Origin of the sequence: Lysobacter enzymogenes (assembly GCF_023617245.1) — a bacterium.
GTDB classification, from domain to species: Bacteria; Pseudomonadota; Gammaproteobacteria; order Xanthomonadales; family Xanthomonadaceae; genus Lysobacter; species Lysobacter yananisis.
The window spans coordinates 3838775-3851793 of record NZ_CP067396.1 but is presented as its reverse complement, the minus strand read 5'-3'; the positions used below and the strand labels follow the sequence as shown (position 1 = coordinate 3851793).

The 13019-nt window shown below is 71.6% G+C and carries 12 protein-coding genes and 2 pseudogenes; 12 read left to right on the top strand and 2 right to left on the bottom strand.

Going from position 1 to position 13019, the window contains the following annotated elements:
• Nucleotides 1–117: 117 nt before the first annotated feature.
• Nucleotides 118–2016, top strand: coding sequence for an HAL/PAL/TAL family ammonia-lyase (locus JHW41_RS15725; RefSeq protein ID WP_428995380.1), 1899 nt, complete (start codon nt 118–120; stop codon nt 2014–2016).
• 78 nt (nt 2017–2094) lie between these two features.
• Nucleotides 2095–2163, top strand: a pseudogene (locus JHW41_RS27160) (DUF6053 domain-containing protein); the annotation flags it as partial.
• Here JHW41_RS27160 and JHW41_RS27155 read toward each other — a convergent pair.
• Nucleotides 2148–2195, bottom strand: a pseudogene (locus tag JHW41_RS27155) (DUF6053 domain-containing protein); the annotation flags it as partial. The pseudogenes JHW41_RS27160 and JHW41_RS27155 overlap by 16 nt on opposite strands.
• A 38-nt stretch (nt 2196–2233) precedes the next feature.
• Between JHW41_RS27155 and JHW41_RS15720 the strand changes: the two are divergent.
• Nucleotides 2234–2782 carry a prolyl hydroxylase family protein gene (locus tag JHW41_RS15720; protein ID WP_250443274.1) on the top strand — a complete coding sequence of 183 codons (549 nt, stop codon included), beginning with the start codon at nt 2234–2236 and terminating at the stop codon, nt 2780–2782.
• 35 nt (nt 2783–2817) lie between these two features.
• On the opposite strand, the gene JHW41_RS15715 is transcribed toward JHW41_RS15720, so the two are convergent.
• Nucleotides 2818–4716, bottom strand: a complete 1899-nt coding sequence (locus JHW41_RS15715) for a sensor domain-containing diguanylate cyclase (RefSeq protein WP_250443271.1) — start codon at nt 4714–4716, stop codon at nt 2818–2820.
• Nucleotides 4717–5018: 302 nt separating this feature from the next.
• Between JHW41_RS15715 and JHW41_RS15710 the strand changes: the two genes are divergently transcribed.
• The 9 genes from JHW41_RS15710 (at nt 5019) to hisIE (ending at nt 12786) form a co-directional block, all read left to right on the top strand.
• On the top strand, nt 5019–5333 hold the full coding sequence (locus tag JHW41_RS15710) for a YerC/YecD family TrpR-related protein (protein ID WP_057947126.1): 315 nt from the start codon (nt 5019–5021) through the stop codon (nt 5331–5333).
• 71 nt (nt 5334–5404) lie between these two features.
• Nucleotides 5405–6319, top strand: a complete 915-nt coding sequence (gene hisG / locus JHW41_RS15705; RefSeq protein ID WP_250443268.1) for an ATP phosphoribosyltransferase — start codon at nt 5405–5407, stop codon at nt 6317–6319.
• Between the two features lie 23 nt (nt 6320–6342).
• Nucleotides 6343–7668, top strand: a complete 1326-nt coding sequence (gene hisD, locus JHW41_RS15700; protein WP_250451067.1) for a histidinol dehydrogenase — start codon at nt 6343–6345, stop codon at nt 7666–7668.
• 65 nt (nt 7669–7733) lie between these two features.
• A complete protein-coding gene (gene hisC, locus JHW41_RS15695) occupies nt 7734–8858 on the top strand; it encodes a histidinol-phosphate transaminase (protein WP_250443266.1) in 1125 nt (374 codons plus the stop codon).
• Nucleotides 8855–9988 carry a bifunctional histidinol-phosphatase/imidazoleglycerol-phosphate dehydratase HisB gene (gene hisB / locus JHW41_RS15690; protein WP_250443263.1) on the top strand — a complete coding sequence of 378 codons (1134 nt, stop codon included), beginning with the start codon at nt 8855–8857 and terminating at the stop codon, nt 9986–9988. Before hisC ends, hisB begins: the two co-directional genes overlap by 4 nt.
• Nucleotides 9988–10596: an imidazole glycerol phosphate synthase subunit HisH gene (gene hisH / locus JHW41_RS15685; protein ID WP_057947130.1), complete on the top strand. Its 609-nt coding sequence runs from the start codon at nt 9988–9990 to the stop codon at nt 10594–10596. Before hisB ends, hisH begins: the two co-directional genes overlap by 1 nt.
• 2 nt (nt 10597–10598) lie before the next feature.
• Entirely contained in the window at nt 10599–11348 is a 750-nt protein-coding gene (hisA, locus tag JHW41_RS15680) for a 1-(5-phosphoribosyl)-5-[(5-phosphoribosylamino)methylideneamino]imidazole-4-carboxamide isomerase (protein WP_057947131.1), read from the top strand.
• Nucleotides 11342–12133 carry an imidazole glycerol phosphate synthase subunit HisF gene (gene hisF, locus JHW41_RS15675; protein ID WP_231783974.1) on the top strand — a complete coding sequence of 264 codons (792 nt, stop codon included), beginning with the start codon at nt 11342–11344 and terminating at the stop codon, nt 12131–12133. Before hisA ends, hisF begins: the two co-directional genes overlap by 7 nt.
• Nucleotides 12133–12786, top strand: a complete 654-nt coding sequence (gene hisIE, locus JHW41_RS15670; protein ID WP_250443261.1) for a bifunctional phosphoribosyl-AMP cyclohydrolase/phosphoribosyl-ATP diphosphatase HisIE — start codon at nt 12133–12135, stop codon at nt 12784–12786. The genes hisF and hisIE overlap by 1 nt, the downstream gene beginning before the upstream one ends.
• Nucleotides 12787–13019: the final 233 nt, after the last annotated feature.

Below are 13019 nucleotides of genomic sequence, written 5' to 3'. Positions count from 1 at the left end.
GGCCCGTGCGGGCCGCGGTTTCCTTTTGTCTGACGCACCGACTCCCGAGTATGCGCGCCGCCGATCCGCCGGCGCCGCGCAGATGATCGCCAGGGTGCGATGCGGAGAACCCCAGCTTTGAACAAGATCCGACTCGACGGCCGCTCGCTGACGCGGTCCCAGCTCGTCGCCGTGGCCTACGGCGCGCAGGTCGAACTGTCCGCCGAACAGCTCCCGGCGGTGGCGCGCGCGGCCGACTTCCTGGCCGAGCAGGTGCGCCGCGAAGAGCCCATCTACGGCGTGTCCACCGGTTTCGGCAGCAACGCCGACCGCCTGCTCGGCGCGCACCACCTGCGCGACCAGTTGCCGGGCGCCAAGCGTTCGCAGGAAACCCTGCACGAAGAGCTGCAGCGCAACCTCATCGTCACCCATGCGGTGTGCGTGGGCGAGGCGTTCGCGCCGGAGATCGTGCGCGCGATGTTGTGCATCCGCGTCAACACCCTGATGCGCGGCCACTCGGGCATCCGCGTGCAGACCCTGCAGGCGCTGACCGACCTGCTCAACGCCGGCATCGTGCCGGTGGTGCCGCAGCTGGGCTCGGTCGGCGCCAGCGGCGACCTCGCGCCGCTGTCGCACTTGGCCATCGTCCTGCTCGGCGGCGGCGAAGCGTTCTATGAGGGCGAGCGCATGCCGGGCGCGCAGGCGCTGGAGCGCGCCGGCCTTACGCCGGTGAAGCTGTCGTACAAGGAAGGCCTGGCGCTCAACAACGGCACCGCGCAGATGCTGGCCTGCGGCGTGCTGGCGCTGAGCAAGCTCGAAGACCTGCTCGACACCGCCGACCTCGCCGCGGCGATGACCATCGACGCCTTCGCCGGCCGCCTGGGTGCGTTCGCGCCGGAAGTGCATGCGCTGCGCCCGCATCCGGGCCAGGTCAAGGTGGCGCAGAACCTGCGCACGCTGCTCGACGGCTCGACCCTGGCCGACATTCCGTACCACCTGGTGCCGCGCTTCCGCCCGTGGCTGCCGCAGAGCTGGGACACCGAAGCCGCGCAGCAGCTGAGCTTCGACATCGGCTGGGATTGGGTGCCGTTCGGCCAGCGCCACGGCCGCGAGAAGTTCTACACCCGTTTCCGTCCGTTCCGCGGCGGCAAGAAGCACCAGCCGCAGGACAGCTATTCGCTGCGCTGCATCCCGCAGGTGCACGGCGCGGTCCGCGACGCCATCGCCCAGGCCGCGCGGGTGCTGGAGATCGAGCTCAACTCGCTGACCGACAACCCGATCGTGTTCCCCGACGCGCAGGCCGAGCACGTCGAGCAGCAGGTGATCTCCGCCGGCCATTTCCACGGCATGCCGCTGGCGCTGGCGATGAGCTACGTCAAGGCCGCGATCCCGGTGCTGGCGAGCATCTCCGAGCGCCGCCTCAACAAGCTGGTCGACCCGGCCACCAACGACGGCCTGCCGGGCTTCTTGATCGGCAACGAGGACGCGACCGAGTCGGGCCACATGATCGTGCAGTACACCGCCGCGGCCATCGTCAACGACTTGTCCAGTCGCGCGCATCCGGCCTCGGTGTATTCGATTCCGACCAGCGCCAACGCCGAAGACCACGTCTCGATGGGCGCCAACGAGGCGCGCCATGTGCTGGCGATGGCCGACGACCTGGGCAAGGTGCTGGCGCTGGAGCTGTACACCGCCGCCCAGGCGCTGGACCTGCGTCGCGACATGATCAACGCCGCGCGCGATCTGGCCGACCGCGCCGACGCCGCGACGCTGGCGGTCAAGGTCGCCGGCGGCCCGGTCGCCGGCGCGGCCGACCACGCCGAGTTCCTGGCCGAAGTCGAAGGCCTGCGCGCGGAGCTGTCGGCCGCCGAGGAATTCCGTCCGGGCCGCGCGGTCGCCATCGCCCACGCCAAGCTGCGCGAATCGATCGCGTTCCTCGACCACGACCGCGCGCTCGACGGCGAAGTCGCCACCGCGGTGCAGCTGGTGCGCGACGGCAGCGTGCTGTCGGCGGTGCGGGCCGAGATGCAGCATTGAGTCGTCAGCGCTCTCTCCCGTTCGCGGGAGAGGGCGCGCGCTCGCAGGATCGGCCGTGCAAGCGAGGCGGCCGCTGTTGTGGGAGGGGCTTCTGTTGTGGGAGGGACTTCAGTCCCGACGCTGTTCGCTCCGGTCGCCGCGATCTGGCACAAGAGCGTCGGGACTGAAGTCCCTCCCACAAGAGCGACATGCCAGTCCAAGGCCAAGGACCGCCGCCATGCAAACGATCCACCACACCGAGACCGTCTTCACCGTCGCCGGCCTGCTGTCGCCCGCCGAATGCGAAGCGCTGATCGCCCTGGCCGAAGCCCGCGGCTTCGAACCCGCCGGCGTGCGCACCGCCGACGGCGGGCAGAAATCGATGGCCCATGTGCGCAACAACGAGCGCGTGGTGTTCGAATCGCCGCCGTGGGTCGAACGGCTGTGGCAGCGTCTGCAACAGGCCGGCTTGCCGGCGCTCGACGGCGAAACCGCCTGCGGCCTGCCGCGCGCGCTGCGCTTCTACAAGTACGGTCCCAGCCAGCGCTTCCGCATGCACAAGGACGGGCCGTGGAGCGAAGACGGCCGGCTGAGCAAGCTGACCCTGCTGGTCTATCTCAACGATGGCTTCGTCGGCGGCGACACCGCGTTCCGCGGTTTCCGGGTCGCGCCGCGCGCCGGCGATGCGCTGCTGTTCGTGCACGACACCTGGCACGAAGGTGCGGCGGTGGAGCAGGGCACGAAGTACGCGCTGCGCTCGGACGTGATGTACGCGCCGCCGGCCTGAGTTGCGCCCGCGGCGCTGGGCCTGAGTCGTAGCGCTTACGCCGCCGCGCCCCACAGCCGCACGCAGTCGCGTCCGCCGGCCTTGGCCAGGTACAGCGCCTGGTCGGCGAACTGCAGCGCCGCCTCGACGCCGAGGTCCGAATCCGGCGCGATCTCGTGCACGCCGATGCTGGCGGTGACCGGGATGTCGTGGCTGCGGCTGGGGCAGGGCTGCGCGCGCAGGCGCAGGCGCAGGGCTTCGGCCACGCGCGAGCCGGCGTCGAGGTCGTGGTCCGGCAACACCGCGACGAACTCCTCGCCGCCGAAACGCGCCAGCAGCGCGTGGTGCGGAGCCAGCGTCTGCGAGATCAGGCCGGCGGCCCAGCGCAGGCATTCGTCGCCGACCAGGTGGCCGTGGTGGTCGTTGATCTGCTTGAAGTGGTCCAGGTCGATCATCATCAGCGCCAGCGGCCGACTCTGGCGGCGCGCGCGGTGCAGCAAGGATTCGAACGCCTCGCGGAAGTGGCTACGGTTGTGCAGGCCGGTCAGGCCGTCGCGCTGGGCGGTCTCGCGCAGGCGGTCGTGGGCTTTCTCCAACTGCGCCAGCGCGGTGCGCAGCTCGCCGGTGCGCTGCTCGACCTTGTGTTCGAGCTGCTCCTTGGCCTCGCGCACGATCCGTTCGTTCTCGTTGCGCAGCGAGGCGTAGCGGTAGCCCAGCGCCACCGACAACAGCAGCATCTCCAGGGCCGAGCCGATCTGCACGCCGTATTCGGTGATGAACACCTTCGGCAGCAGGTCGAAGGCGATCGCCGCGAACATGCCGGTGCCGAGCAGGAACGCCGACCACGCCAGCAGGAACAGCCGCGCCGGCTTGTAGCCGCGGCGCAGCACCACCACGGTCGCCACCGCGATCCAGGCGATGGAGACGAACACCGCGGCCGAGGCGATCGGGGTGACGATGCGGTAGGGCGCCTGGGTCGCGATCAATCCCAGCAGCACGAAGAACCCGATCATGCCCAGGCCGACCCGGTCGCCGAAGCGCCAGCGTTGCGCCAGGCCGAGGAAGGTGCGCGCGAACTGTTGCATGCCCACCTGCGCCAGGCAGATCGACAGCGGCACCGAGTGGTCGGCCAGCCACGGCGAGCGCGGCCACAGGTATTCGAAACCCAGGCCGTTGAGGGTCAGCAGCACCAGGCCGAACGCGCAGATGTGGAACAGATACCAGAAGTAGCTCGAATCGCGCAGGCTCAGCCACAGCACCAGGTTGTAGAAGAACAGCGCCAGCAGGATGCCGTAGTACAGGCCGATGCCCAGTTGCGCGTCGCGCGCCAGCCCGGTGAACGCGCTGGGCGAGTACAGGGTCAGCGGCACCTGCATCGAGCTCTGGCTTTGCACGCGCACGAACAGGTCCACGCGCTGGCCGGCCGGCAGGTCGATCCAGAAGTTCGGATGGCGGTAGCGGATCGCGCGCGCCGCGAACGGCAGGCTGTCGCCGCCGGCCTGGTGGCGCACGCGCGCGCCGTCGGTGCCGTGGGCGACGGTGTAGACGTCGAGGCGGTCGCTCAGGGCGAAGCCCTGCACCAGCAGCCAGCGCGGGGTGTCGGCGTCGGCGTTGCGCGCGGCGATGTGGAACCAGTAGGCGCCGCGCTGGAAGCCGAACGAGCTGTTGCCGCCGGGCAGCGGCCGGAACCCGCCTGCGGCCAGCGCGCGTTCGGCGCCGGCGAGGTCGAGGCGGCCGTCGGGGTCGTGGTGGTAGGCGGTGAACGGCGCCAGCGCCGTTTCGCCGTCCTGGCGGCCGAGTTCGAGCGGGCGTTGCGCGGCGGCGAGGGGGCTAAAGCCGGCCAGCAGCAGCGCCAGCAGCAACCACCACGGCAGCGACCGCCATGGGGACGGCCGGCGCAGCGGTGTCTGCAATGGCGGCGGGCGGCGCACGGAACGGGCAGGGGGCGTATTCATCGTGCTGGGCCGGGGCGTCCTTGACCGGGAGCCGGCACTCATCGTTGCGCCGGGCAGGGGAGAAGCGGGGCGCCGGCGCGACAGGCGCGCGAGGCGTGCCTGAGGTCTTAACGCAATTACCGCGGCGGGCCGGACGGCTTGACGCGCGGCCGTCGCCCGGTCTAATGTATTAACGCGTTAGCACATTAGTGCGCTGGGTCGGCCTTCGAGGCGGTCCGCGCGCCGGACCGGCCGCAACCGGTTCGGTTCCCTGTTTCCCGCGCGGCCTCGCGCAACCGCAACCCCGGATCCGAACCCCGTCCATGAAGCGCCGCGCCGTCGCCACCGTCGAAGCCACCGAAGACGCCCTCGGCGAACTCGCCGCGGCCCTGTCCGCGTTGCGCGCGCCGGAGCAGGTGCGCGCCTTCCTCGAAGACCTGTGCACCCCGGCCGAACTGGAAGCGATGAGCGACCGCTGGCGGGTGGTGCCGTTGCTCGACGAGGGCGTGCCGTACCGCGAGATCCACGAGCGCACCCAGGTCAGCGTGACCACCATCGGCCGGGTCGCGCGCGTGCTCGAGCGCGGCGCCGGCGGCTACGCCGCGGCCCTGCAGCGCCGCGGCCCGCGACATCGCTGACGGCCGCTGCATCCGCCGCCGCCGGCGTCCGCCGGCCCGCACCGCCCACGCCTTCCCCCGAGACCGAGTCCATGAGCCCTCCCGCCAGTGCCGCCGTGCGCGACCGCCTGCGCATCGCGATCCAGAAGTCCGGCCGCCTCGCCGACCCGGCCCGGCAACTGCTCGCCGCCTGCGGTCTGAGCTGGCGCGAGAGCCGCGACCGCCTGTTCTGCTACGGCGAAACCCTGCCGGTGGACCTGCTGCTGGTGCGCGACGACGACATCCCCGGACTGATCGCCGACGGCGTCTGCGACCTCGGCGTGGTCGGCCGCAACGTGCTGCTGGAACAGGACGGCGACCGCCGCGGCAACGGCCGCGCGCCGGCGTTCCGCGAATGGCGCGCGCTCGGTTTCGGCGGCTGCCGCCTGGCCATCGCCGTGCCCGACGCCTGGCAATGGCAGGGGTCGCAGGACCTGGCCGGCAAGCGCATCGCCACCAGCTATCCGGCGCTGCTGACGCAGTGGCTGGCGCAGCAGGGCGTGGACGCGCAGGTGGTACTGCTGTCGGGTTCGGTGGAGATCGCCCCGCGCCTGGGCCAGGCCGAGGCGATCTGCGACCTCGTCTCCAGCGGCGCCACGCTGTCGGCCAACCAGCTCAAGGCGGTGCAGACGCTGGTCGAGAGCGAGGCGGTGCTGGCCGGGCCGGTCGACCGCTTCGACGACGTGCGCGGCGAACTGGCCGACCTGCTGCTGCGCCGGCTCGACGGCGCGCTGCGCGTGCGCAACAGCAAGCTGCTGATGTTCCAGGCGCCGCGCGGCCTACTGAGCGAACTGCTGCCGCTGCTGCCCGATGCCGAACAGCCCACGGTGATGCGCCTGGACGACGGCGACGACGTCGCCCTGCAGGCGCTGTGCCACGGCGCGGTGACCTGGCAGCGGCTGGAGGAACTCAAGCGCGCCGGCGCGCGCGGGCTGATGGTGCTGCCGGTGGAAGGGATGCTGGCATGAACCTCCCCGCGACCGCCGCTGCGATGCAGCGCTACCAGTGGGGCGCGTTGAGCGCCGACGCGCGCGCGCAGGCGCTGCGCCGTCCGGCCCAGGAAACCCGCCAGGCCACCGCCGACGCGGTCGCCGCGATCCTGGCCGAGGTGCGCGCCGACGGCGACGCCGCGCTGCGCCGCTTCGGCCAGCGCTTCGACGGCGTCGCGCTGGAATCTTTCGCCGTCGGCCAGGCCGAATTCGAAGCCGCCGACGCCGCGTTGAGCGCGCAACTGCGCGCCGCGATCGACGAGGCCGCGCGCCGGATCGAACGCTTCCACGCCGCCGGCATGACCCCGGCCTACGCCCTGGACACCGCCGAGGGCGTGCGCTGCGAGCGCGTGCTGCGGCCGATCCCGCGGGTCGGCCTGTACGTGCCGGCCGGTTCCGCGCCGCTGCCCTCGACCGCGTTGATGCTCGGCGTGCCGGCGCGGCTGGCCGGCTGCCGCGAGGTGGTGCTGTGCACGCCGCCGCGCAAGGACGGCAGCGCCGACCCGGCGGTGCTGTATGCGGCGCGGCGTTGCGGCATCGGCAAGGTCTACAAGGTCGGCGGCGCCCAGGCGATCGCGGCGATGGCGTTCGGCAGCGACAGCATCGGCAAGTGCGACAAGCTGTTCGGCCCGGGCAACGCCTACGTCACCGAAGCCAAGCGCCAGGTCGCGCTGCTGGAAGGCGGCGCCGCCATCGACATGCCGGCCGGGCCGTCGGAAGTGCTGGTGATCGCCGACGCCGGCGCGCGCGCCGACTTCGTCGCCGCCGACCTGCTGTCGCAGGCCGAGCACGGCGCCGACTCGCAGGTGATCCTGCTCAGCGACGACGCGGCCCTGCTCGATGCGGTCGATGTCGAACTCGAACGCCAGCTGGCGCGGCTCTCGCGCGCCGACACCGCGCGCGCGGCGCTGGCCAAGTCGCGCTCGATCCAGGTCGATTCCATCGCCAGCGCGATGCAGGTCAGCAACCGCTACGCGCCCGAGCACCTGATCCTGGCCCTGCGCGACGCGCGCGCGTGGCTGGCGCAGGTCGAGGCCGCCGGTTCGGTGTTCCTCGGCGACTGGGCGCCGGAAGCGCTGGGCGATTATTGCAGCGGCACCAACCACGTCCTGCCGACCAGCGGCGCGGCGCGCTATTCCGGCGGCCTCAACGTCGCAAGCTTCCAGGTCGCGATCACGGTGCAGGAAGTGCAGCCGCGCGGGCTGCAGGAAATCGGCCCCTGCGCGGTGGTGCTGGCGCAGGCCGAAGGGCTGGACGCGCACCGCGAGGCGGTGGCGTTGCGGCTGGCGGCGCTGGCCGAGGCCGCGGCCCCGGCGCAGCGCGCCTGAGCGAGTCCGTCCGGCCCGGCGCCGGACGATTGCAGAACCAAGCACAACGGATCACCGGCCCGACCATGTCCCAGACCCGCGACGACAATCCCCTCGACCTGCTGCGCGAAGACCTGCGCGATTTCGCCGGCTACAAGTCGGCGCGCAGCGACAAGCGCAGCGGCCGGGTCTGGCTCAACGCCAACGAAGCGGCCTGGCCGAGCGTGGCCGACTGCGACGGCGCGGTGCGCCGCTATCCCGATCCGCAGCCGCCGGCGCTGCGCGAGGCGCTGGCGCGGCTGTACGGCTGCGCGCCGGAGCAGTTGCTGGCCGGGCGCGGCAGCGACGAGGGCATCGACCTGCTGGTGCGCGCGTTCTGCCGCCCCGGCGGCGACGCCATCGTCATCGCGCCGCCGACCTTCGGCATGTACGCGGTCAGCGCGCGCCTGCACGGCGCGCGCGTGGTCGATGTGCCGTTGTGCGATTGCGCCGAAGGCTTCGTCTGCGATTTCGACGCGCTGGCCGAGGCCGCCGAGCGCGAGGCGGCCAAGCTGGTGTTCGTGTGTTCGCCGGGCAATCCCTCCGGCACCCTGCTGCCGCTGGCGTCGATCGACGCGCTGGCGCAGCGCCTGAGCGGCCGCGCCATCGTCGTGGTCGACGAGGCCTACATCGAATTCGCCGACGGCGAATCGGCGGTGAGCCTGCTGCGGCGCCGGCGCAACGTCGCGGTGCTGCGCACCCTGTCCAAGGCCCACGCGCTGGCCGCCGCGCGCATCGGCAGCACCATCGCCGACGCCGGGGTGATCGCCGCGCTGCAGCGCTGCCAGGCGCCGTATCCGCTGCCCACGCCGTGCGTCAACTTGACCCTGCGCGCGCTCGGCGAGGTGCCGGGCAATACCACCAAGGCGCGCGTGGCCACCGCCATGTGCGAACGCGACACGTTGTTCCAGGCCTTGCAGGGCCTGCCCGGCGTGCGCCGGGTGTATCCCTCGCAGGCCAATTTCCTGCTGCTGCGCTTCGACGACGCCCAGGCCGCGCTCGACGCCCTGCTCGACGCCGGCGTGGTGGTGCGCGACTTCCGCCACGCGCCGGGGCTGGACGATGCGCTGCGCATCAGCCTGGGCACGCCGGAGCAGAACGCTGCGGTGATTGAAGTGCTAGGGCGCGCGCTGCGCGCCTCGGCGGCGGTCGCGACCGGAGCGGCGGCATGAGCGCGCTCAAGCCGGTCCTGTTCGTCGACCGCGACGGCACCCTGATCGAGGAGCCGGCCGACTTCCAGATCGACAGCTACGCCAAGCTGCGCTTCGTGCGCGGGGTGATCCCGGCGCTGCTGAAACTGCGCGACGCCGGCTATGAATTCGTCATGGTCACCAACCAGGACGGCCTGGGCACCGAGTCGTTCCCGCGCTGGGCCTTCGACGGCCCGCACCAGCTGATGATGCAGGTGTTCGAAAGCCAGGGCATCGCGTTTCGCGACGTGCTGATCGACACCAGCTTCGCGGCCGAGAACCTGCCCACGCGCAAGCCCGGCATCGGCCTGGCGCTGCCGCTGCTGAAGGATCGCGGCATCGACTGGGAACGATCGGCCATGGTCGGCGACCGCGAGACCGACAACGGCTTCGCCGCTAACCTCGGCATCCGCGCGTTCCAGCTGCGCACGGCCGAGTTCGGCGGCGAGTGGGACTGGGCCGGCATCGCCCACGTCCTGGCCGATCGTCCGCGCACCGCGCGGGTCGCGCGCAACACCAAGGAAACCCGGATCGAGGTGAAGGTCGATCTGGACCGCGCCGCCGAACCCAAGGTCGCGACCGGCCTGGGCTTCTTCGACCACATGCTCGAGCAGCTCGGCAAGCACGGCGGCTTCGCCCTGGAGCTGCGCTGCGAGGGCGACCTGCACATCGACGAGCACCACACCATCGAGGACAGCGCGCTGGCGCTGGGGCAGGCGCTGCGCGAGGCGCTCGGCGACAAGCGCGGCATCGGCCGCTACGGGTTCGAGCCGCGCGCCGCTGGCGGCGACGGATCCGAGCCGCCGGCGCACGAATTCGTGCTGCCGATGGACGAGACCCTGGCGCGCGCCGCGCTGGATTTCTCCGGCCGTCCGTACTTCGTCTTCGCCGGCAGCTTCGCCCGCGACAGGGTCGGCGACTTCCCGACCGAACTGCTGGCGCATTTCTTCCGCTCGCTGTGCGAAACCGCCGGGCTCAATCTCAACCTGAACGTGGAAGGTGATAACGATCACCACAAGATAGAGGCTTGTTTCAAGGCCGTCGCGCGCGCGCTGCGCCAGGCCATCGCCCGTCAAGGGCGCGAACTCCCGAGTACGAAGGGAGTTCTGTGATGACGGTTGTAGCTGTCATCGATTCGGGTGGGGGGAACATCGGCTCGGTGCGTTATGCATTGGAGCGGCTGGGTGCGCGGTCGGTATTGACCGCGGACCCTGCAACGATCGCCTCAGCCGATCGCGTGATCCTGCCAGGCGTGGGCGCCGCCGCCCCCGCGATGGCGCGTCTGCGCGAACTCGACCTGGTCGCCACGATCCGCCGCTTGCAGCAGCCGCTGCTCGGGATCTGCCTGGGCATGCAGCTGTTGTACGAGTCCTCGGAGGAGGGCGAGGTCGAATGCCTCGGGCTCCTTCCGGGCCGTATCACCAAGCTGCCCCCCGGACCAGGAGTACGAGTGCCTCATATGGGATGGAATCTCCTTCAGAAGCATGAATCGAACGCCGGCGCGCGTTTGCTGGCCGGCATCGGCGAGCGCGACCAGGCCTATTTCGTGCACAGCTACGCCGCCCCCGTCACCGCCGACACCCTGGCCAGCGCCAGCTACGGCCGCCGCTTCACCGCGGTCGCCGGGCGCGGACGCTGCTTCGGCGCCCAGTTCCACCCGGAGCGCTCGGCCGCGGTCGGCTCGCGCCTGCTCGCCAACTTCCTGGCGCTGGAGGCATGAACATGGGCAACAGCACCCTCTACCCCGCGATCGACGTTCGCGACGGGCGCGTCGTGCGCCTGCACCAGGGCGACTACGCCCAGGAAACCCGCTACGAGACCGAACCGCTGGCGCTGGCCACGCGCTACGCCGAGGCCGGCGCCAAGTGGCTGCACCTGATCGACTTGGACGCCGCGCGCTACGGCGGCTACACCCTGGCGCCGCTGCTGCGCGCGATCACCACCTCCAGCTGGATGCGGGTGCAGACCGGCGGCGGCGTGCGCAGCGAGGCCGACGTGGAAGCCATCCTCGACGCCGGCGCCGACCGGGTCGTGGTCGGCTCGCTCGCGGTCAAGGACCCGGACCTGGTGATCGCCTGGCTCAAGCGCTTCGGTTCCGAGCGCATCACCATCGCCCTGGACGTGCGCCAGAACGAGCGCGGCGAATGGGAACTGCCGGTCGCCGGCTGGACCCAGGACAGCGGCGTGCGCCTGGAACCGTTGCTGGAGCGCTACGCCCAGGCCGGCCTGCGCCACCTGCTGTGCACCGACGTCTCCCGCGACGGCACCATGGCCGGGCCGAACCTGGACCTGTACAAGCACATCCGTGAGATCGCGCCGGACGTGCAGCTGCAGGCCTCCGGCGGCATCCGCGACATCGCCGACATCGTCGCCGCCGACAGCATCGGCTGTTCCGGCGCGGTGCTCGGCAAGGCGCTGATCGAGGGCCGCTTCCAACTCACCGATGCCTTGAAGCAGGTACGCCGTTGCTGAACTCCACGCTCCTGAGCCGCCGCATCGTGCCCTGCCTCGACGTCCGCGACGGACGCGTGGTCAAGGGCGTGCGCTTCCGCGACCACGTCGACATGGGCGACATCGTCGAACTGGCGCTGCGCTACCGCGACGAAGGCGCCGACGAGCTGGTGTTCTACGACATCGCCGCCAGCCCGCAGGGGCGCAGCGTGGATCGCGATTGGGTCGAGCGGGTCTCGCGCGCGATCGACATCCCGTTCTGCGTGGCCGGCGGCATCCGCTCGGTCGCCGACGCGCGCGGCGTGCTCAACGCCGGCGCGGACAAGATCTCGATCAACACGCCCGCGCTGGAGCGGCCTGAGCTGATAAGCGAAATCGCCGCCGAATTCGGCGTGCAGTGCGTGGTGGTCGGGATCGACAGCCTGCGCGATCCCGACGGCCAGTGGCGGGTGCGCCAATACACCGGCGACCCTTCGCGCACCCAGGCCTTGCCCAAGCGCACGCTGGATTGGGTGGTCGAGGCGCAACGCCTGGGCGCGGGCGAGATCGTGCTCAACTGCATGGGCAGCGACGGCGTGCGCAGCGGCTACGACATCGAGCAACTGCGCGCGGTGCGCGCGATCTGCGAGGTGCCGCTGGTCGCCTCCGGCGGCGCCGGCGCGATCGAGCACTTCGGCGACGTGTTCCTGCGGGCCGACGTCGACGCGGCGCTGGCGGCGAGCGTGTTCCACTCCGGCAGCATCCGCATTCCCGCGCTCAAGCGCGCGCTGAGCGGGCAGGGCGTGCCGGTGCGCGAGCTGCACTGATGGACGCGACGCTGAGCCCGCAAGAGATCGACGCGCTGGACTGGGACAAGCAGGACGGCCTGTTGCCGGCCGTGGTCCAGGACGCGGCCAACCTGCGCGTGCTGATGCTCGGCTACATGGACCGCGCCGCGCTGGACGCGACCCTGGCCAGCGGCCACGTCACCTTCTTCAGTCGCAGCAAGCAACGGCTGTGGACCAAGGGCGAGAGCTCGGGCCACTTCCTCGACCTGGTCTCGATCGAGACCGACTGCGACCGCGACACCTTGCTGGTGCGCGCGCTGCCGCACGGGCCGACCTGCCACCTCGGCCGCGACAGCTGTTTCCCGTCCGCGCCCGGCGACGGCCTGGCGTTCCTCGCCGAACTCGACGCGCTGGTCGCGACCCGCGAGCGCGAACGCCCGGCCGGCAGCTACACCACCGGCCTGTTCGAACGCGGCGTGCGCGCGATCGCGCAGAAGGTCGGCGAGGAAGGCGTGGAGACCGCGCTGGCGGCGGTGGCCCAGGACGAGGCCGCGTTGGCCGGCGAGGCGGCCGATCTGCTGTTCCATCTGCAGGTGTTGCTGCGCGCGCGCGGCCTGTCGCTGGCCGATGCGGTGGCGGTGCTGCAACAGCGCCACGGCAAACCGCATCGCGGGTTCACGTCGGCCGAGTAGCTCACTTGGGATGCAGCTTTCGTCGCTGCGGCTATTGCGCGGTCGCGGCTTGCGCCGCTCCTACAGGTAGCCCATGCCGCAGCCGAAGCCCTGTAGGAGCGGCGCAAGCCGCGACCGCGCCAACGCGACCACGACGAAACCGGCCGACGCCCGTGCCGCCCTCACGCCTCATCGCGGACGCCCACCGGCCTGATTGCGCCAGCCGCGGCCCCGCGCCCCGCCCGCGCCCGCCG